This window comes from Shewanella sp. Actino-trap-3, from assembly GCF_002836275.1.
In the GTDB taxonomy this organism is placed as follows: Bacteria; Pseudomonadota; Gammaproteobacteria; order Enterobacterales; family Shewanellaceae; genus Shewanella; species Shewanella psychromarinicola.
Genome location: NZ_PJCE01000001.1, coordinates 1941319 through 1961872, shown reverse-complemented (window position 1 = coordinate 1961872; position 20554 = coordinate 1941319). Strand labels below are relative to the sequence as shown.

At 43.4% G+C, this 20554-nt stretch carries 16 protein-coding genes; 10 read left to right on the top strand and 6 right to left on the bottom strand.

Going from position 1 to position 20554, the window contains the following annotated elements:
* The first annotated feature begins 24 nt into the window (after positions 1-24).
* From CXF80_RS08345 to CXF80_RS08330, 4 genes are all read left to right on the top strand, one after another.
* Positions 25-2880 (top strand): M16 family metallopeptidase, encoded by a 2856-nt coding sequence (locus CXF80_RS08345; protein ID WP_443019015.1) that lies wholly within the window; start codon positions 25-27, stop codon positions 2878-2880.
* Between the two features lie 598 nt (positions 2881-3478).
* Positions 3479-5122, top strand: a complete 1644-nt coding sequence (gshA, locus tag CXF80_RS08340; protein WP_269801271.1) for a glutamate--cysteine ligase — start codon at positions 3479-3481, stop codon at positions 5120-5122.
* A 2-nt stretch (positions 5123-5124) separates the two neighbouring features.
* Positions 5125-5559: a hypothetical protein gene (locus CXF80_RS08335; protein WP_101032441.1), complete on the top strand. Its 435-nt coding sequence runs from the start codon at positions 5125-5127 to the stop codon at positions 5557-5559.
* 161 nt (positions 5560-5720) lie between these two features.
* Positions 5721-6338, top strand: coding sequence for a transglycosylase SLT domain-containing protein (locus tag CXF80_RS08330; RefSeq protein WP_101032440.1), 618 nt, complete (start codon positions 5721-5723; stop codon positions 6336-6338).
* A gap of 82 nt (positions 6339-6420) precedes the next feature.
* Here CXF80_RS08330 and purK read toward each other — a convergent pair whose 3' ends face one another.
* Entirely contained in the window at positions 6421-7506 is a 1086-nt protein-coding gene (gene purK / locus CXF80_RS08325) for a 5-(carboxyamino)imidazole ribonucleotide synthase (RefSeq protein WP_101032439.1), read from the bottom strand.
* On the bottom strand, positions 7506-7997 hold the full coding sequence (purE, locus tag CXF80_RS08320) for a 5-(carboxyamino)imidazole ribonucleotide mutase (protein WP_101032438.1): 492 nt from the start codon (positions 7995-7997) through the stop codon (positions 7506-7508). The genes purK and purE overlap by 1 nt, the downstream gene beginning before the upstream one ends.
* Before the next feature lie 355 nt (positions 7998-8352).
* Here purE and CXF80_RS08315 point away from each other — a divergent pair, with 355 nt between their 5' ends.
* The 4 genes from CXF80_RS08315 to CXF80_RS08300 all read left to right on the top strand — a co-directional run bounded on the left by CXF80_RS08315 (position 8353) and on the right by CXF80_RS08300 (position 15159).
* Positions 8353-10215: a vWA domain-containing protein gene (locus CXF80_RS08315; RefSeq protein WP_101032437.1), complete on the top strand. Its 1863-nt coding sequence runs from the start codon at positions 8353-8355 to the stop codon at positions 10213-10215.
* 21 nt (positions 10216-10236) lie between these two features.
* Positions 10237-10854, top strand: a complete 618-nt coding sequence (locus CXF80_RS08310; RefSeq protein WP_198554746.1) for a sigma-70 family RNA polymerase sigma factor — start codon at positions 10237-10239, stop codon at positions 10852-10854.
* Positions 10851-11684: a hypothetical protein gene (locus tag CXF80_RS08305; protein WP_101032435.1), complete on the top strand. Its 834-nt coding sequence runs from the start codon at positions 10851-10853 to the stop codon at positions 11682-11684. Before CXF80_RS08310 ends, CXF80_RS08305 begins: the two co-directional genes overlap by 4 nt.
* A gap of 193 nt (positions 11685-11877) precedes the next feature.
* Positions 11878-15159 carry a S41 family peptidase gene (locus CXF80_RS08300; RefSeq protein ID WP_101032434.1) on the top strand — a complete coding sequence of 1094 codons (3282 nt, stop codon included), beginning with the start codon at positions 11878-11880 and terminating at the stop codon, positions 15157-15159.
* Between the two features lie 112 nt (positions 15160-15271).
* Here the strand turns inward: CXF80_RS08300 and CXF80_RS08295 are convergent, their stop codons facing one another.
* Entirely contained in the window at positions 15272-15706 is a 435-nt protein-coding gene (locus tag CXF80_RS08295) for an OsmC family protein (protein ID WP_101032433.1), read from the bottom strand.
* 454 nt (positions 15707-16160) lie between these two features.
* Complete coding sequence (locus CXF80_RS08285; RefSeq protein ID WP_101032431.1) at positions 16161-16811, bottom strand: DsbA family oxidoreductase; 651 nt, start codon at positions 16809-16811, stop codon at positions 16161-16163.
* 436 nt (positions 16812-17247) lie between these two features.
* On the opposite strand from CXF80_RS08285, the gene hpf reads away from it, so the two are divergent.
* The gene (hpf, locus tag CXF80_RS08280) at positions 17248-17604 is read left to right on the top strand and encodes a ribosome hibernation-promoting factor, HPF/YfiA family (RefSeq protein ID WP_101032430.1); all 357 of its coding nucleotides are present in this window, start codon (positions 17248-17250) and stop codon (positions 17602-17604) included.
* Between the two features lie 733 nt (positions 17605-18337).
* Here hpf and CXF80_RS08275 read toward each other — a convergent pair.
* Positions 18338-19060: a YebC/PmpR family DNA-binding transcriptional regulator gene (locus tag CXF80_RS08275; protein ID WP_101032429.1), complete on the bottom strand. Its 723-nt coding sequence runs from the start codon at positions 19058-19060 to the stop codon at positions 18338-18340.
* Between the two features lie 422 nt (positions 19061-19482).
* On the opposite strand from CXF80_RS08275, the gene CXF80_RS08270 reads away from it, so the two are divergent.
* Positions 19483-19728: a TIGR02922 family protein gene (locus CXF80_RS08270; RefSeq protein ID WP_101032428.1), complete on the top strand. Its 246-nt coding sequence runs from the start codon at positions 19483-19485 to the stop codon at positions 19726-19728.
* Positions 19729-19840: 112 nt separating this feature from the next.
* Here CXF80_RS08270 and CXF80_RS08265 read toward each other — a convergent pair whose 3' ends face one another.
* On the bottom strand, positions 19841-20428 hold the full coding sequence (locus tag CXF80_RS08265) for a TetR/AcrR family transcriptional regulator (protein WP_101032427.1): 588 nt from the start codon (positions 20426-20428) through the stop codon (positions 19841-19843).
* Positions 20429-20554: the final 126 nt, after the last annotated feature.

Sequence of the window (20554 nt, the reverse complement as noted above, 5' to 3'; positions counted from 1 at the left end):
GTTGTAATAAGAAAGGAGTCGATTTTGAAACTAAATGTAAATCAATGGATATTCGCTGCAGCTATCAGTGCGGCATTGAGTGGTTGTGCATATGACGCCCACAAATCACCGAGTTTACCCCAAGGCGTGAGCTTAATTGAAACGGCCACTGCGTCCGAAAATCAAGTCAGTATTCCCTATAAAAAATATCAGTTAGCCAATGGCTTAACCGTTATTTTACATCAAGACAAGTCTGATCCTTTAGTTCATGTCGATGTAACCTACCATGTGGGATCGGCGCGTGAATTAGCCGGCCGCAGTGGTTTTGCCCATCTATTTGAACACATGATGTTCCAAGGATCGCAACATGTTGGTGACGAACAGCATTTTAAAGTTGTTACTGAAGCCGGCGGAACATTGAACGGTAGCACCAATACCGACAGAACCAATTACTTTGAAACGGTGCCGAGTAACCAATTAGAAAAAATGCTCTGGTTAGAGTCAGATCGTATGGGCTTTTTCTTACCCGCACTGACGAGCGAAAAATTCGAAGTACAGCGAGAAACCGTTAAAAATGAACGCGCACAGCGGATTGATAACCGTCCATATGGGCGATTGAATGAGCGTTTTAACCAAGCATTTTATCCTGCGGGGCATCCGTACTCTTGGCCTGTTATTGGCTGGCCAGACGATTTAAATCGCGCCACTGTTGATGACGTGAAGCATTTCTTCCAACGTTGGTATGGGCCTAACAATGCCACCTTAACCATTGGCGGTGACTTTAATGAAATGCACACGCTGGCGTGGGTAAATAAGTATTTTGGTGAAATCCCAGCAGGACCTGCGGTTAAGCCTGAAGCTAAAACCATGGTGACATTGGATAAAACTCGTTATATCTCAATGGAAGACAAAGTACATTTGCCGCTGATTTATATTGGTTTCCCAACGGTTTACGTGCAGCACAAAGATGAAGCGCCATTAGATCTACTGGCCAATATTCTCGGTGGCGGCAAAACCTCGCTCATTTATAAAAACTTAGTTAAAGATGGCTATGCGGTACAAGCTGCGGTGAGCCATCCTTGCCAAGAGCTCACCTGCCAGCTATCACTCTACGCAGTGGCGAACCCCGCTAAAGGCGGCAGTCTTGCTGAACTTGAAATCAAAATTAATCAAACCATCGCTGAGTTTGAACAACGCGGTGTTACCGACGACGACTTACAGAAAGTCAAAGTGCAGTTCGAAGCGTCGACTATTTTTGGCATGCAAAGCGTGGCCGGAAAAGTATCAACACTTGCCTCCAATCAAACCTTTTTTGGCAAACCGGACATGGTGGCATCAGATTTAGCCCGTTATGCCAATGTGACCCAAGCCGATGTGATGCGTGTGTTTAATACCTACATTAAAAACAAGCCAATGGTAGTGATGAGTGTGGTGCCAGAAGGGCAAACGCAATTGATTGCCCATGCTGATAATTTCGAGCCAAGTACCTTGCCAATAGCACAAGATGCGGTAACGGGATTAACCGATATTACCTTGGCTAAATCCTCATTTGATCGTAATAAAATGCCGTCGTCTGCGGCAGCACCGTTATTGACCGTGCCACAATTGTGGGACAGTCAACTCGCCAATGGCATTAACGTCATGGGCACCGAAAGTGATGAAACCCCAACGGTCGAATTGCTTATTTATTTAGATGGCGGTCATCGCTTAGCACCCATCAATAAGGCGGGTCTGGCCGAGTTAACTGCGTCCATGCTTAATGAGTCAAGTGCGCAACGCAGCAGTGAAGCACTGGCTGGCGCGCTTGATCTGCTGGGTTCGTCAATTAGCTTTGGCGCGAGTAATTCACAGAGTTACATTAAAGTATCAAGTTTGACCGAAAATCTTGATGCCACGCTTGCCATCGTTAAAGAGCGCTTATTTAGCCCAGGTTTTGTGGCGGCAGATTTTGAAAGACTGAAGCAGCAGCAGTTGCAAGGCTTGCAACATCAAATGTCCGATGCGAACTATCTTGCTCGCAGTGGCTTTTCAAAATTGCTATACGGTGCCGATAGCCCAATGGGGATCAGCAGTGATGGCACCATAACCTCAATATCGGCATTAACACTGGCTGATGTGAAGCAATTTTATCAGCAGCAATATCGTGCCGGTAATGCTCAAATGGTGGTGGTGTCAGACTTAAATCAGCAACAGATCATGCCAAAATTGTCGATGTTTAATGAATGGCAAGGCGAGGCGACTCAGGTTGCCGCATTACCTGCACTGCCAACACACCATAAAAACACCATTTATTTGATTGATAAACCGGGAGCCGCTCAGTCGGTCATTGATATTGGCCAAGTGTCGTTACCTTACGACAAAACGGGCGATTACTTTAAGGCTTATTTGATGAACTATCCATTAGGGGGAGCATTTAACAGCCGTATCAATCTTAATCTACGTGAAGATAAAGGCTACACTTATGGCGCTCGCACTCAATTTAGTGGTGCTGAAGATTCAGGTCAGTTTATTGCCAATGCCAGCGTCAGAAGCGATGTGACCGGCTTAGCGTTGGCTGAGTTTGTCAAAGAAATTAACGCTTACCAAGCATCAGGTATGACCGACGAAGAAAGTGCCTTTATGCGCAGTTCGATTGCGCAAAGCCAAGCGTTAGAATACGAAACTCCGTATCAAAAAGCCGGTTTTTTAAGGATGATCCAGCGCTATCAGTTAGATAGAAACTTTACCGCTCAGCAAGATGAAATTGTTAAAACCATTTCGACGGATGAGTTAAATAAACTTGCCAGTAAATTATTAGATATCAATACGATGGTGATGTTAGTTGTCGGTGATAAATCCATCGTTGAACCTCAACTAAAAGCGCTGGGGTATCAGATTGAAATGGTGACACTTGTCGACTAGTTGAACACTTGTTACTACGAAGGTTAACACTAGCCTTGAAATACGCTAGTGTTAACCATATATACAGGACATATACGCTTCGCTGCTAGGTTCTAGGCGGACTGCGTCCTACTAGGGTCTAGGAATAGAGCGCCTGCGGCTGCTAGGACAACCTGCGGTCTTCGAGGACGCTACGCTTCTAGAATCTAGGACCTAAAACCTAGCACCTAGAAGGAGCGAAGCACCGCCCTCTGGCGAGCTTGCGAGTTCCTAGAACCTATCAGTCGCGAAGAGACGCACTCGGTAAGGCGTCACCATTGTCTTCAATCACTGCCCTGTTCTGTTATCCTACGGGAGTACTGAAACGAGCATGTTGAAGTGACTTGGGTATATAATAGGTTGAGCTAATTCGTGTGCTTTAATCGTCATATCATTTTGTGTCGGTTATCCGCTAAATAAAAGATAATGTTTAAGGCTCCATCAAGGGTGACAGAGAGTGTTGCCATTTTTAATTTAAGACCTATAAACAAGTTGATTTATACTTAGTTACATTTTTTTCGCGTATCACTAATCATCTCGTTTATCATCAGGTCTAGCTGTTTACTCGCAATGCGAATCCATAAAAGAGAGTAGTAAATTGAAGTCTTTCAATGAAAAAGTCGAACACTTAAGCGACACTCAAGGCCGTGAGTCTTTATTGGGCATGTTACGTGGAATTGAGCGTGAAGCATTGCGTATTGATGAAAATGGTCATTTAGCACAAGATGAACATCCAAAATCGCTCGGTTCTGCGCTGACGCATTCGCGTATTACTACCGATTATAGCGAGTCCCTATTAGAATTTATTACGCCAGTTTGTCATAGCATTGATGAATTATTAGAGGGGTTAACCCAAACACATGCTTACAGTGTGCGTAACTTAAACGGTCAAAAACTCTGGCCTGTTAGCATGCCATGCTATGTAGGTAAAGTAAGCGATATCCCTGTAGCACGTTATGGAACCTCCAATAACGGTAAAATGAAAACCTTATATCGTAAAGGATTAACCCATCGTTATGGTGCGTTAATGCAGATTATTTCCGGGGTTCATTTTAATTTCTCTGTTTCGCAAGATTTATGGCAACGTCTATATGACGACAAAATTGCTAACGGCAATGGCAGCGCTTGTTGTAGCAAAAGTATTAATTTTGAAGACTTCATTTCTGAATCTTATTTTGGACTGATCCGTAATTACCGCCGTTTAGTATGGGTATTACCGTATTTATTTGGCTCAACACCGGCATTATGTAGCTCATTTATAAAAGATCAAGACGTCGATTTTGAGTTTGAAAAAACCGGTAAAGGCACCTTATATCTTCCTTATGCAACATCATTGCGCATGAGTGATTTAGGTTATACCAACAAAGAACAAGATACGCTCAATATTAGCTATAACTCATTGCCTGATTATCTTGAGGGCGTGGGCGCCGCAATTAAAATGCCATCGAAACAGTTTGAGCAAATTGGTGTCAATGTTGATGGTGAATTTCGTCAGTTAAACAGTAATATTTTGCAGATTGAAAATGAGTTTTATGCACCTATTCGCGCTAAACGTGTTGCCCAAAAAGGTGAAAAACCTTCGCAGGCGCTATCGCGTGCAGGCGTTGAGTATATTGAAGTGCGCGCTTTAGATGTCAATCCATTTAGCCCGGTTGGGATCGATGCCACTCAAGTGCGTTTTCTGGATCTATTTTTATTGTACTGCTTATTGTCGCCATCTGAAGACACCGACGCGGTCGGTGAAGCTGAAATTGGTGCTAATCTGAAAGCCGTTGTATTAGAAGGGCGCAAGCCTGGACTTGAATTACAGCGTAATGCTAAGGCCATTAGCTTAACGCAATGGATGCACGAGCTATTTGAACAGTTAGCGACTCTCGCGAAATTACTCGATGGTGATGATAGCCATGCTTACCAAGACGCGTTAAGCACATGGGCTGAAGCGATTGATGATCCTGATAAAACGTTATCAGGCAAGGTGATGCAAGAGGTCGTTGTTAAGGGCACAGATCACAGTGTGTGGGTTAAGCAATTGGCCGATGATTATCATCAGTTTTTAAGTCATTACCCATTAAGCCATGATATTGAGCAAACCTATAAAAATGAGGCCAAACTCTCTTTACTTGAACAGCAAAGTCTAGAGGCTCAACCACAAGATAATTTTACCACTTTCTTAGAAAACTATTTTTGTGATGTGGTTCCTGCGGGCACTTTCGAGGCGAAATAATCATGCAGTTTTTTTCATCTTGGCGAGTGCTGGTTGTCGCGGTAGCGGCATTAGCCCTAAATGGCTGTGCTTCATCGCCAGATGAAATGGTTCAATGTGGCACAGTATCGAGCTACTTAGCGCCCGACAACAGTGCCAATTTATACCGTGTAGTGGTGACTCACTTAGATGATGTTGCGGTTATTTCAAGACCCAATTATTTATTATCGCCAGGCGAGCATAAGTTTACTGTTGCTGAATTGATCAACTCACCTGAATTAAAAGTGTTATTGTCGGCTCGTAAGGTGAAAGTATTTTCGGTCAATGTTGCAGCCGATCAGCGTTATCATATTGGCGCCAAATTCAATACCGACAAAATCTATATAGGCCAAAATTCATTGTATTGGCAGCCTGTTGTATGGCAAACAGAATCGCATCAATGTGAAATGAAACGGTAATACCAATTCCATTAATTATGTGCTCAATCAGAGCCACTCAGTTTTTTCAGTTTGAGGCGCATTGTTGAAATAATGGTTGTTTCCTAAGGATAATTGCATTGGTTTTTAATTGATGTAAAACTAAGCCAAGAATCAATATCTTAGATACTGGCAGAGGTGTTATGAAGTGTTTTTTAGGCGTTGTTAGCGCAACGGTATTACTGTCATTAACGGGATGCGCCACGTCGCCACCGCAAGAGCCAGATGACCTGTGTGCTATTTTTAAAGAACATCGCTCGTGGTATGACGCTGCAGTCAATACGCGTGAAAAATGGGGAGTGCCAGTTCATGTCCCCTTAGCCATGATGTATCAAGAAAGTTCATTCAAACATAATGCTGCACCACCAATGCAATACTTTTTAGGTTTTATTCCCACCGGCCGTGCCAGTGACGCCTATGGTTACGCGCAAGCTAAAACCATGACCTGGGATGATTACGTTCGAGAAACCGGTAATAGTTGGTCTAGCCGCAGTGATTTTGACGATGCGATGGACTTTATGGGCTGGTTTATTTACAAAACCCATAAAATTAATGGCGTGTCTAAGTGGGATGCTAAAAACCAATACTTAAATTATCACGAAGGTTGGGGCGGTTATAAACGCGGCAGTTTTAAAGCCAAAAAATGGTTAACGCCAGTAGCCAATAAAGTGGATAAACGTTCAAAAACCTACGCGGCGCAATATCATCAATGTAAAGAAAATTTAGATTCGTCATGGTTATGGCGAGTGTTTTTTGGTTAACCCATACGTTAAATAACAAAAAAGGAGCCTAGGCTCCTTTTTTGTTATTTAACGTACTTATTGGCAAGTTTATGTGATAAACCTATTTGATAAATTCGGCCAAAATCCAATCCAGCGGTGCTTGATATTGCTGTGGCATCCAAGCTTTTAGTTGGCTAATGCTGTCATCTAACATCGCTTTATTATGCACAGACAGGTTTAAGTGACCGACTTTACGGCCTACACGAACTTCTTTGTTGTACCAAAACAGTTCAGCATTTGGCAGACTTAACCATCTATCGTCTTTATCAACCCCAATAAGGTTAACCATTACGCATTGGAAATTAACCTGTGGTTGATGCAAAGGTAAATTGCATAGGGCACGTAAATGCAATTCAAACTGGTTTATGTGACAACCCGCTTGAGTCCAATGGCCCGAGTTGTGCACTCTAGGTGCTAACTCATTGACCATTAAGTGTTCACCAACACGGAAACACTCCATCGCCATCACGCCCACATATTCAAGGTCATGCATGACCTTGCTTAACATGTCTTCAGCTTCGGCCTGCAAAGGTGCTAAGCGAGTTAATGGCGCAATCGATGCCATTAAAATACCGTCTTGATGTAGGTTTAACGCCAACGGATAAAATAAACAGCGCCCGTCTTGGGTGCGCACACCCACTAACGACACTTCTTCATCAAAGTTAATCGCTTGTTCTGCAATGGCTTCATTGCGCCAATCGGCAGGGATGGTTGTCGCTTCTGCCTGCTTGAGCCAATGTTGGCCTTTACCGTCATAACCGCCGGTGCGACGTTTTAATAATACCCGTTCACCATAGGCATTATGCAGTGTTTGCGTGGTGGTATTGTCATTAACTAACTGCCAAGGCGATGTGGCGACAGCTAATTCATCGAGCAGACTTTTTTGGCTAAAACGGTCAGCTAAACGACCAAATACTGGGCCATTAATAAAATGTGGGTGTTGGCTGAGTTGTAAACTCAGCTGTGACTCTGGCCATTGTTCGCGTTCGGCGGTAATGATGTCGTCAGCTTCAAGCGGTAACTGCACATCTGATGGTGTCATAATATCAACCGGACGCACATTAATACCTAGCGGTTGGCCTGCATGACTGAGCATGGCACCTAATTGACCATCGCCCAATACCCATAGATTTTTTGGCAAGGTCATTAGTCTTCTCTCGGATCGGGATTATCAAGGATCGCGCGAGTTTGCTCATCACGAAATGCTTCTAAACGCTCAGCTAAAGCGGCATCGCTAATCGCCAAAATTTGGCTGGCTAATAAACCTGCGTTAAACGCGCCGGCAGTACCAATGGCTAAGGTGCCAACGGCAATCCCTTTAGGCATTTGTACAATCGACAATAAACTGTCCATGCCAGATAAGGCCTTGCTTTGCACTGGGACACCTAACACAGGCAAGCGAGTTTTAGAGGCGATCATGCCAGGTAAATGGGCTGCTCCGCCTGCACCACCAATAATGACTTTATAGCCTTTATCTGCAGCAGAACGTGCAAATTCCATTAGCTTGTCTGGTGTTCTGTGGGCTGAAACGACTTCAACATGATAAGGCACTTGTAACTTATCCATAATTTCAGCGGCGGCTTCCATTGTAGGCCAATCACTTTTAGAACCCATTACAACAGCAACTAGGGCTTGCATGTTAACTCCTTAACGTACTTATTCTATTAGTATATTTGGCTAATTCGCTCAGTAGGAACCGCGGGCGATTAACGTCAATATTAAGGCGATAAAAAAGGTGCTAAATAATAGCATAAGCCGTGCTCTGTTGGCTGCATTTCAGTGTTTCTTGAGGCTAACACTCAGTTTCTAAATACGAAAACTACTTAAACACATTTTATATTCACCACAAGTTCGTATCGAACATTGATGAATAATGGAGTAAAGAATTCTTTTTGTAACCCTTTTACCTATTTCGCTCGTTATTAGCTGTATGCAAGGTCACTTTGTTGACGTAACCAATATGAATAACAAGCCGATAGATGAGGAAAAAACCATGAACGATGTCCATAAGCAACTCACTCGCAGTGCATTAGCCATAGTCATTAGCGCGATTATTGTCAGTGGTTGTGCGCAAGAGTCCAAAGACAGTGCGAAACAAAGTCAGCCCGCTTCTAAAATTCAATCCGCGAGTAAAACGGATTCCTCTGCACAAGCGCGTCCCGAGTTATCTGAGGTAGCAGGTTTAGTGATGGCATCTGAGCCACAGGCTGATGCATACCAAGGATCAAAGGAGGTGCATCGCAGCGTTAAAGCCACTGCAGCGTCAATGGAGCAGCGCACGGTTAGTGGTGAGACTATCAGCAACAATAGCATTAGCCGCAAGAGTCTCAGCGTAAGCGATGGCAACTTATCATTAGCACCTAATGCTAATGACAAGTTTGAGTCGCTAGTACAAAATGGCAATATGGTTGCCGGTGAAACGCCGGTATCGACGTTTTCAATCGATGTTGATACTGGCAGTTACAGCACCACCCGCAGATTAATCAATCAAGGCCAACTGCCGACTAAGAATACCGTTAGGGTAGAAGAGTTAGTGAACTACTTTAGCTATAACTACCCAGCACCGACAACCACTGAGCAACCCTTTAGCGTTAATACTGAATTAGCACCCTCACCGTATAATGCTGATACTCAGTTATTGCGCATTGGCATTAAAGGTTTTGATGTTGCAGCAGACCAGCTTGGTGCAAGTAATTTAGTGCTACTGCTTGATGTGTCAGGCTCTATGTCGTCTGCTGATAAATTGCCTCTATTGAAACAAGCCATGTTGATGCTAAGTCAGCAATTATCGGCGCAAGATAAAGTATCGATAGTGGTGTACGCCGGTGCCAGCGGTGTGGTGCTTGACGGTGTTGCAGGTAATGACTTTACCGCCATTAAAACAGCCCTTAGTCAGTTAACTGCACAAGGTGGCACTAATGGTAGCCAAGGTATTCAGTTGGCGTATCAATTAGCGCAAAAGCACTTTATCGAAAACGGCAGTAACCGAGTCATTTTGGCCACCGACGGTGACTTTAACTTGGGGATGACAGATCATCAGCAATTGGTTGATTTTGTCACCAGTCAAAGTAAAAGTGGTATTGGTTTATCTACGCTTGGCTTTGGTCTGGGTTCTGCTACTGCCAGTTATAATGACCATTTGCTGGAACAATTATCAAATAAAGCTAACGGTCAATATGCCTTTATCGACACCTTAAATGAAGCGCGAAAAGTGCTAGTTGATCAACTCAGTGCCACACTGTTAACTATTGCCCACGATGTCAAAGTGCAAATTGAATTTAACCCGGCGGTGGTGTCTGAGTATCGACTTATTGGTTACGAAAACCGGTTGTTAAATCGTAGCGACTTTAATAACGACGCTATTGATGCAGGTGAGATTGGTGCGGGTCATACCGTCACCGCGCTGTACGAGATACGTTATAACGATAGCCAAAATCGTTTAGTGGATCCGCTGCGTTATGCTGTCACAGAATCGACGCAAATTGATGAAGCTAAAGTTCATCAACACACTGCAAATGAAGTGGCTTATTTAAAGCTGCGTTATAAAGCGATTGGCGAGCAAAGAAGTCAATTAATCGCTTATCCCATTAGCCGCGATCAGCAGCTGACTCATTTGCATCAAGCCAGCGATGATTTCCGCTTTGCCGCCGCAGTCGCGGGGTTTGGGCAATTGCTTAATCATAATAATTATGTCCACGATACTGATTATGCTAAGTTAATTGTACTTGCTGAGTCTGCAATGGGCCAAGACCGATTTGGTTATCGCCATGAGTTTGTGCAAATGCTAAAAACCGCAAGTGTACTCGAGAGACAGCTTATGATTACTGAGCCAGACACTCGTTCGGTTAGCCAATAAATGCGTCACAAAAAGGATAAAATGGTGCAAACATCAATATACCCTAAGGATGAGCCGTTAATTCCCCAAGTGGGAAGTGACGAGCAACTGATGCTCGACTACCAAGCGGGTGACGTCCGCGCGTTCGAGGCCTTGTACCTTAAACACAAAGGGCCTTTGTATCGTTATTTTGTTCGCCAATTACATAACCAACAATTAGCCGAAGATTTGTATCAAGACACCTGGGGTAAGGTGATTAATGCGGCGAGGCAATATCAAGTCACGGCCAAATTCACCACTTGGTTATATAAAATTGCCCATAACTTATTGATTGACCATGTGCGAGCCGTTAAGCCTCTCGATAAAGTTACCCCGCTTGGCGAAGGTGAAACCATGGATAGCCTACAAGCAGATAATCAAGCCTCGCCTGAGCCACAATTACAGCAACAGCAACAAGTTGAGATGATGAAAAATTGCATTGCCAAACTGCCGCCAGTGCAAAAAGAGGCTTTTTTACTCAACATCGAAATGGGCATGACCGCTGCGATGATCAGCGACATTGCTAATGTGACTTTAGAAGCCACCAAAAGCCGTATTCGTTATGCTTATCAGAGTATTAAGCAATGTATTGCTACCCAAAGGCAGGAGACAACATTATGAGTAAACAATTAGATCATGATGCAGAGTTCACTGCATTACAAACTGAAATCAACAAGGCTTATCATCAACAACCATTAGAGCAACCCTCTGCTGAACTGGATGAGGCCATATTAGCCAAAGCGCGTTCGGATGCAAATGTATCTAAAGTCAGTTCACCTAAAAAATCAATGTGGCAACGCAATGCATGGGTGTTTTCAAGCGCGGCGTCAGTATTGCTGGTGGCGGGATTGTTTATGTTAACCCCAAGCCTGCAAAAACAAGTTGGAATTGATATTGAACAAGGTTTACCCGCTCAACAGTCATCATTTAAGCAGGCCAAATCGACATCGGATGTGCCTAAACTAACTGAGTCACCAGTTGAAGATGCCGCAGCAGCAGAATCAATTGCCGTACAGGGATTATCGATGAGTTCAGTGCCAATGAATAACGAACGTGTTAATCGTGAAACAATCAGTGAAGCATCTGATAACAACGGAACAGTTGAATCTAAAATGGCAGATAAATCATCCGCGGTAATGAGTGCGGCGCCAACACCTGCCAAAGTAAATGAAGAAGCACAAAACAAAGTGCTAGAACTGCACTCACGCAGCCATGACAAGGAGGGACAACAAGTGAAACAGTCATTTAATGGATCGTTAAAAGGGGACATTCAATTAGATACTGCTGATGTCGCCTTGGCTCGGTTACAAGCACTAATGGCCGACAATAAACTGATTCAGGCTGAACGTTATATGATCACCATAGATCAACGCTTCCCTGAGCTATCTGATCCGTCACATCCACTTTATGAGCAATACCATAAAATTGTACTGCAACTGACTTCGCAGTAAGGAAAATACGAGACATTAAAACACCAACGGCTAAGCGATCACTGTTTAGCCGTTTATTATCTCAAATTGTGGTTCGTTACATATTTGTGCTGCAACATTAGCCACAACTCTGATAATGTGAACAGATAAATATAATACGTTAATTGATATTGATTTAACTCGAGATATCGACTTTATAAGGACGCTCCTCACCATGAAACTTCGTCGATCCGTTGTGCATTGTATGTTGGTTTTAGGTACTTTAGCTTGCTCATCAATGGTCGTTGCTAACGCCTCAAATCAAGGCTATTACCGCGCCCCAGCATTGCACGATCAAACCTTAGTGTTTACCGCCGAAGGCGATCTGTGGATAACCCAACTCAACCAAACTAAAGCCAGTCGCTTAACCAGTTTGGCCGCCGAAGAAATGGACGCAACCATTTCAAAAGACGGCAAGTGGGTGGCTTACACCGCCAATTATGAAGGCGCAACCGAAGTGTATGTGATGCCTATTCAGGGCGGAGTGGCTAAGCGGGTAAGTTTTGAAAACAGCCGGGTGCGCCTGCAAGGCTGGACTGCATCAGGTGAAGTACTTTATTCCACCGACAATGCCTTTGGGCCCGCTAATTTTTGGGTGCTAAAAACCGTTAACCCACAAACCTTAACCATCACAGACTTACCCTTAGCTGACGCCGTAGAAGGCACTATTGATGACAAAGGTGAGTATGTTTACTTTACTCAATTTGGTCTGCAAGTCAGTGGCGATAATGTCAAAGTCTATCGCGGCGGCGCTAAAGGTGAAATTTGGCGTTATAAGCTGGGTAGTAAACAAGAAGCACAGCAGTTAACCAGTGCCCATGAGGGTTCTGTTAAGCAGCCGATGTTATGGAATCAACGGGTCTATTTTGTCAGTGATAAGTCTGGTAATGACAATATTTGGTCGATGACCCTAGATGGCAAAGATAGTAAACAACACACTCAATATACCGATTGGCAGGTGCGCGATGCCCAGCTTAATAATGGCCGCATTGTGTTCCAGCAGGGCGCCGATATCAAGTTGTTAAACTTAGCCGATCTTGCCCAATCAAGGTTAAATATCGAACTCACCAGTGACTTTGCCCATCGCCGCGAGCAATGGGTTAACGACCCAATGGATTACGCCACCTCAACCGTCTTTGCCCATCAAGGCGACAACGTGGTAATTACTGCCCGTAGCCATGTGGCTATTGCCAGTAATGATGGCCGCCGCTTAGTGCAAATAGACTCATCAGCCAATAGCCGCGTGCGCGATGCACTGCTTAGTGATGATGGTAAATGGGTTTATGGCATTAGCGATGCATCGGGCGAGCAAGAAATTTGGCAATATCCTGCAGACGGCTCTGCTGGGGCCAAACAGTTAACCAAAGATGGAAACACCTTGCGTACCAGCTTGTCGTTATCACCTAATGGACGTTATTTGGTCTCCGACGATTACATGGGCAACGTGTGGTTACTGGATTTAACTCGCGACAATAACCAGAAAATTATCAAAAATGGCGAAGGTCTTGGTCCTTATCAAGACATTAAATGGTCTGGAGACAGTCGGTTTATTGCCCTGACAAAAGCTGAAATTGGTAAGCAGCGGCCACAAATCGTGTTGTATTCAATTAACGAGTCAAAAGCACAAACCTTAACCACAGACAAATACGAGTCGTTTTCACCGAGTTTTAGCCACGACGGTAAATGGTTGTATTTCTTGTCTAATCGCGAATTTAAAGCCAATCCTGGCTCGCCATGGGGCGACCGCAATATGGGGCCTATTTTTGACAAACGGACCCAAATATTTGCTTTAGCGTTAGATGCTAAAGCGTCATTCCCATTTGCAAAACCAACGGAACTGACTGTCAAAAAAGAGGCTAAAAAAACGGATAAAGTGCAGGAAATGGGCGGTAGAACCAAGGTGGATTGGGATGGATTAAACCAACGCCTATGGCAAGTGCCTGTTGATGCGGGTAATTACCAAAGCTTAACGGCGGCAAAAGACAAACTATATTTACTTGATGGCAATGAACAAAGCAGCGAGCTAAAACTGATTAAGTTTGATCCGCTAATTCTTAAAGTCGATACCTTTAGCGAGGATGTGGGCCAATATTCGTTATCAAAAGATGGCAGTAAATTAATGCTGCGTAAGCAATCAGATCCTAAAAACATCATGATTGTTGATGCGGGCGACAAACTGCCAAGCGATGTATCGCGAGCGAAAGTCAGTACAGATCAATGGCAATTGAGTATTTCACCACCGCAAGAATGGCAGCAGATTTTTGAAGATGCATGGCTAATGCACCGTGACTCGTTTTTTGACCCTAAAATGCGTGGGGTAGATTGGCAAGCCGCCAAAACCAAGTACCAACCTTTGGTTGATAGGTTAACCGATCGCAACGAGCTCAATGATATTTTTATGCAAATGATGGGCGAGCTTAACTCGTTACATTCACAAGTGCGCGGCGGTGATATTACCCAAGACGCGGATGCTGCCAAAGCAGCTGCATTAGGTGCTAGGCTGACTCAAACCGATAAAGGTGTACTTATTAGCCATATTTATCAAACAGATGCCGAATTGCCATTGTCTGCATCACCGCTGGCGCGCATTGAAGTTGATGCCCAAGAAGAGGATGTTATTCGCGCCATTAACGGTAAAAAAGTGACTAATATTGCCGATGTGACTCAATTGCTGCGTAACCAAGGCAATAAACAAGTGCTACTGGGACTGATGCGGGGTAAAACGGCCATTAATACCGTAGTGACGCCGCACGATATTGGCACCGATGCCAAACTACGTTATCTGGACTGGGTAGAGCATAATGGCGACAAAGTCGCCAAAGCCTCCAATGGCAACATTGGCTATTTACATTTGTATGCAATGGGCTCTGGTGATGTAGAAAGTTTTGCCCGCGAGTTTTATACCAATTACGACAAAGACGGGTTAATTATTGATGTGCGCCGAAATCGCGGTGGCAACATTGACAGTTGGATTATTGAAAAGCTATTGCGCCGTGCATGGGCATTTTGGCAGCCAACACACGGCAGCACCAATGCCAATATGCAGCAAACGTTCAGAGGTCACTTAGTGGTGTTGGCTGATCAAATGACTTACTCAGATGGTGAAACCTTTTCCGCTGGGATCAAAGCATTAAGCATCGCGCCGATTATTGGTAAACAAACTGCCGGCGCAGGCGTGTGGTTATCGGGGCGTAATTCGGTGACCGATAATGGCATGGCGAGGGTGGCTGAATATCCACAATATGCCATTGATGGGCGTTGGATCGTCGAAGGTCATGGGGTTGAACCCGACATTGAGGTTGATAATTTACCTTATGCGACTTTTAACGGTAAAGACGCTCAGCTGAATGCGGCGATTAGCTATTTAAAAGATGAGTTAGTACAACAACCGATCAAACCTTTACAAGGTCAGCCTTTACCTAAAATAGGTCCGGCTGCGGATATAAAACCGCGATAATGATTAGCTTATTGACAAAACCCCAAGTGATTACTTGGGGTTTTTGTAGATATGGGTTCAATGTACTTATGTTGCGCGGGCATATGAAGCTATTGCAACCATGATGCTTGCGCTATTTTATCTCAACTACACACGCTAATGAATTGGCAATAAAGCAGTTTGCATGGGCCTTGGCATGAATTTTTGCCAATGTCTCTTGGTCTACTTCAATCCCTTCAGTAAAGGTGACTTTGGGTTCAAGCGTCATTTTGACCACGGCGACTTTACCGGCATCATTTTTACCTAAATCAGCGGTGGCATTATCAACATAATGGGTCACTGGCAGTCGCTTTAAATGGGCAATCGCTAAAAAGGTCAACATGTGGCACGACGACAAAGCTGCTAGTAAGCTTTCTTCTGGGTTAACTTTGTCTGCATTACCTTTGTATTCTGATGCCGACGAGGCTTGGATCGTTTGTCCACTGCCAAATTTCACCTCATGGTCGCGATTAAATTCACCGTCTTCACTTGGTGAAGATTGCCAATTCACCGTTAATTTAAAGCTCATTTTGTACTCCCAAAACCACCTAATAGTGGTATTTATAACGATTTAACATACCGTTTATAGATGCTTACTTAAACGATAACTAACATCTGTTGATTCAACACCAAGCGTAGCTGAATGTCCATGGACTCGCTCGAGAAAACAGATATAAAAATGGCATCTATTCACTACAGGCAAGCTACTGTTCGGTTTGATATCACGAATTTTAAAACCGAGGGCAAAGAGGCTACGCCTATCTCTTTAAATAAACAAAAACCAGCTTGCGCTGGTTTTGTTTATTTAGCCACAGTTTGGCTTTAAATAGGGCTATAAAGATAAATCAGTCTATGTGAACGCCATGAGTTGCCCATTGAGGCTCACTAAACTCAGCTCGGGTTTTTAAACTGAGATAATCAATTATTCCGATGTTAGCTTATTCTCCCCATCTTTTAACCCGAGTTGAGGTGAGGTAAACCAATTAAGCTTCTTCGGTGGTCAGCTTGGTGATCAATTCAGCAATAGTGGCGGGTTCTTGTGCCCCAGACACTAGATATTGCTGATTAAACACTATGGCTGGCACAGCTTGAATCCCGCGACTGATCCAAAGTTGTTCTGCTTCTTTAACGGCTTTTTCATAGCGTTTGTCGCTGAGTACAACTCTAGCTTCATCGGCATCTAAGCCAACCTGCGTGGCAATATTAATTAAGACTTCAATGTCATCGGGATTCTGCTGCTGAGTAAAGTAGCTGCTAAATAAAGCCAGTTTTAATTCGGTTTGCTTACCTGACTTTGCAGCCCAATACAGCAGCTGGTGGGCAAGTAGCGTGTTGTAAATGCGCGATGAATCAGAAAAATTAAATTCAAAGCCTAAATCCGCGCCCATTTGGGTTAATCGTTGACGATTTTGAGCACTTTGCTCCGGTGTTGAACCGTATTTTTCGGCAATGTGTTCGCCTAAGTGTTGGCCTTCTGGCCCCATCATGGGGTTAAGTTCAAACGGATGCCACTGTATTTTAACCTCTAAATCGTTAAATTGACTTAGTGCTTGTTCAAGACGACGGTAGCCGACAATACACCAAGGGCACATTACGTCTGAAATAATATCGATTTGGAGTTGATTAGTGGCCATAATTATCCTTTCTAATGATTAATTCGGTTTCATTTATATAAGCCTTAACAGGCAAAAAATGTATAGTTGTTTATAAAATAACTGCTTTTAGTGATTATTTGTTTGGTTTGTAATCACTTGTGTAAACAACCCAAAAGAGGCAACCTTTGTGACTAAATTGTGTCTATACTTAATCAGTAATCTGGTGTTTAATCAAGTAAGGGTTAGGTCAATTTGATATACCCCATGCGCGTTTTTATCAACTTTTATTAATGGCATAGTTGTCGAAGAACACAAGTAGATATAAAACACTTTGTAGGCTTGAGTAATTGTGACATAAAGCTCATGACCCATGTCTAAATATGTCAGCCTGCATTTGTACAACAAGCCTATTTATGTCAGCATGCAGTTGTAACACGCGATAAATTTGGCAAGTAAATTCTTTTAAGGACAATCTATGAAAATAAATCTTTCTGGTCACCATGTTGATGTTACGGATACTGTCAAACAACACGTAGATGAAAAATTCGCTAAAATAGCTAACCATTTTCCCACGCTTATCTCGCTAGATATCATCATTGCTAAAGAGCATGGTGAGTATGATGTTGAAATTAGAACTAACTATGAAGGAACTAGCATTGCAGCTAAAGGTACTGATTTAGTCATGTATCCGGCTATTACGAGCGCCGCTAAAAAATTAGATGCGGCACTAAAGCATCGCAAAGGCCAATTAAAAGCAGATTTACATGAAAAACCAGATGTCACTGCGCCTGAAATCGCCTACGAAAAAGTTCAAGAAATGGACTTACGCTAACCAAAATCGTTTATTCAACGATGCCAAAAAACGCAGCTTAAGCTGCGTTTTTTTGTTTGGTTCGGTAAAGGTAAAAAGGCTAGATGCTAGGGCGGACTGCGTCCTGCTAGTATCGCTTCGCTGCTAGGGCGGACTGCGTCCTGCTAGTATCGCTTCGCTGCTAGGGCGGACTGCGTCCTGCTAGTGTCGCTTCGCTGCTAGGGCGGACTGCGTCCTGCTAGTGTCGCTTCGCTGCTAGGGCGGACTGCGTCCTGCTAGTATCGCTTCGCTGCTAGGGCGGACTGCGTCCTGCTAGTATCGCTTCGCTGCTAGGGCGGACTGCGTCCTGCTAGTATCGCTTCGCTGCTAGGGCGGACTGCGTCCTGCTAGTATCGCTTCGCTGCTAGGGCGGACTGCGTCCTGCTAGTATCGCTTCGCTGCTAGGGCGGACTGCGTCCTGCTAGGAAACGATAACAAGCGAACGCTACGCTCACGGATAGAACGGTCTAGCACTTGGCTTGTTATCGGATGTCATCGCTCGTTATCGCTAGCTACCAAGATTTTATAGTCTCTAGCCGCGTAGCGTACTAGCAGCGTTCTAGGCTCTTGGCTTGCCATCGACTGTCAGCGCTTGTCATCTCTGTTATAGGATCTAGCCGCCTAGCGTACTAGGCTCTATGCTTTAGATTTTATAGCATCTAGCAGCGAAGCGATCTAGTTCCTAGGCTTTTATAGTCTCTCGTTCTAGTTTGATTTATTCTTCATCAATCTCAGCATTGTGATACACGTGTTGCACGTCATCACAATCATCAAGAGCCGCTAAGAACTTATCAAAACTTTCAATATCTTCACCAGTCAGTTCAGTCATGGTTTGTGGCACAAAGGCTAAATTTTCTACCTTAAAGTCAATCTCAGGAAAGGCTTCAATTAACACAGTGCGGGCATTATTAAACTCTGATACTGGCGCAAATACGCTGATGATGCCATCTTCTAGTTCTACATCGGCAACGTCGACGTCAGCCATCATAAGCAGTTCTAAAATGGCTTCATCGTCATCACCATCAAACACAAATACTGCTTGATGTTCGAACATATGGCCAACAGTACCAGGGCCACCAAGCTTGGCATCATTTTTAACAAACGCTTGGCGAACTTGAGTAAATGTGCGGTTACTGTTGTCAGTTAAACAGTCAACAATAACCATACATCCGCCAGGACCAAAACCTTCATAGCGGGCGGTATCATAATCTTCACCACCACCACCACGTGCTTTTTCAATGGCACGTTCAATAACGTGTGCCGGAACTTGATCTTTCTTCGCGCGGGCAATCAAGCTACGTAGGGCTAAATTGCCCTCTGGGTCAACGCCACCTTTAGCGCAAATATAAATCTCTTTACCATAACGTGAGTAAATACGTGTCTTTTGGCCAGCGGTTTTCGCCATGTCCTCTTTTTTATTTTGATATGCTCTGCCCATCTTAATCTCGTTTTATTAAATGTTTAAGCTAAAAATTGTCACCGATTCTAGCAGGAATAAGTTGTGCTGTTTAGGTGCTGGTTCTAAATTTCACATAAATAGGCTTGATAACCCGATAGGTATTATAGAATTTAGATCTGTCACGTCATACTTTTGGGCCATCACTATTCATATCTACACATCAAATGTGTTACGTTCATGTTTTAAGCACTGGCTATCGATAATAAATCGAAAAGACAATTTAATTGTAAAGGCTTGTTTAAAGACAAAATATAAAAATAAAGAGAAAGGACTTCTCTCCCAGGATGAATTCAATACAAAGAGTCTATTTGTTCATCCATTTTACTCTGAGATGTGTTGATAAGTGACATTATCAATATCATTTCTACACTGAACTAGTATGTTGAAATGAGAGTCCGAATATGAAATCTGTATCTGCCGAAGGTCAAACTTCAAATCCGACAGTGACTATTTTGTATTACGAAGCCCCTGTTGGCTTAGAAATGCATAATGCTGTGATGACCAATCTGCAAGTCAGTCACAGTGGACGCGTGATTATCCCTGAGTCGTTTCGCCGAGGTAAATCGATTATTGCGGTATTAGAAGGCGAGTGCAAAATACTTAACTCATTGGGTGAACGTGTTTTTTCACAACGTGTCGTGAGCTAAAGATAGTAGTCATCAAGCTAACATAACTAAGAAGACACCGAGTGTGTCTTTTTTTATGCTTTTTTGGTGTTTTTTATGCACGTTTTATGTTGTTTAGCATGAAATAATAATGCTAATCACATCGTAGTAAATCATCGAGCAGTTTATCCGCTAACGCCTGCAATAGCGTTTTGCTAGGATTGGTATGAGCGATGGTGCGCATCCCATATATTCCCATCATCATATATTGGGCTAAAAACTCACAGTCGCTGTCGGCAGGAATTAATTTTTTTGCTTTTACTTGTTCGAATACTTGCACTAATGAGCCATGCCAAGTGGCTAAACATTGGGCCGACATTTGGCGAATATCGTCATCTTGCTCGCCCATTTCACTGAGTGTTTTAGTTAATAAACATGATTGGCTAGCATCGCAACTTAAGCATTCCTGTAAAATGCTATCCAAGTATCGACGTAAGTTGTCTATTATCGAGTTTTCATCAGTAAACAGTTGCTGAAATTGCTGGCCTCTGTCTTGTTGATATTGACCTATAGCTGCAAGCAGTAAGCCTTTTTTATTGTCAAATGCACAATAAATTGACCCAGGATGTAAGCCAGTGGCTTTGGTGAGATCCTGCATGCTGGTTTTGGCATAACCGTTCACCGTAAAAGCACTCATGGCTGCTCTTAATACTTTTTCTCTATCAAATTCAGCATGTCTCATATTCTGTCACTTCTGGTAACAACAAAGCGTGATAACTCATTTCGGTTTAGTCTAACTAAAATAGCTCGACTATTCAAAAATTACTTGAATGTGTATTCAAATAAGATTAATCTTGAACGCATATTC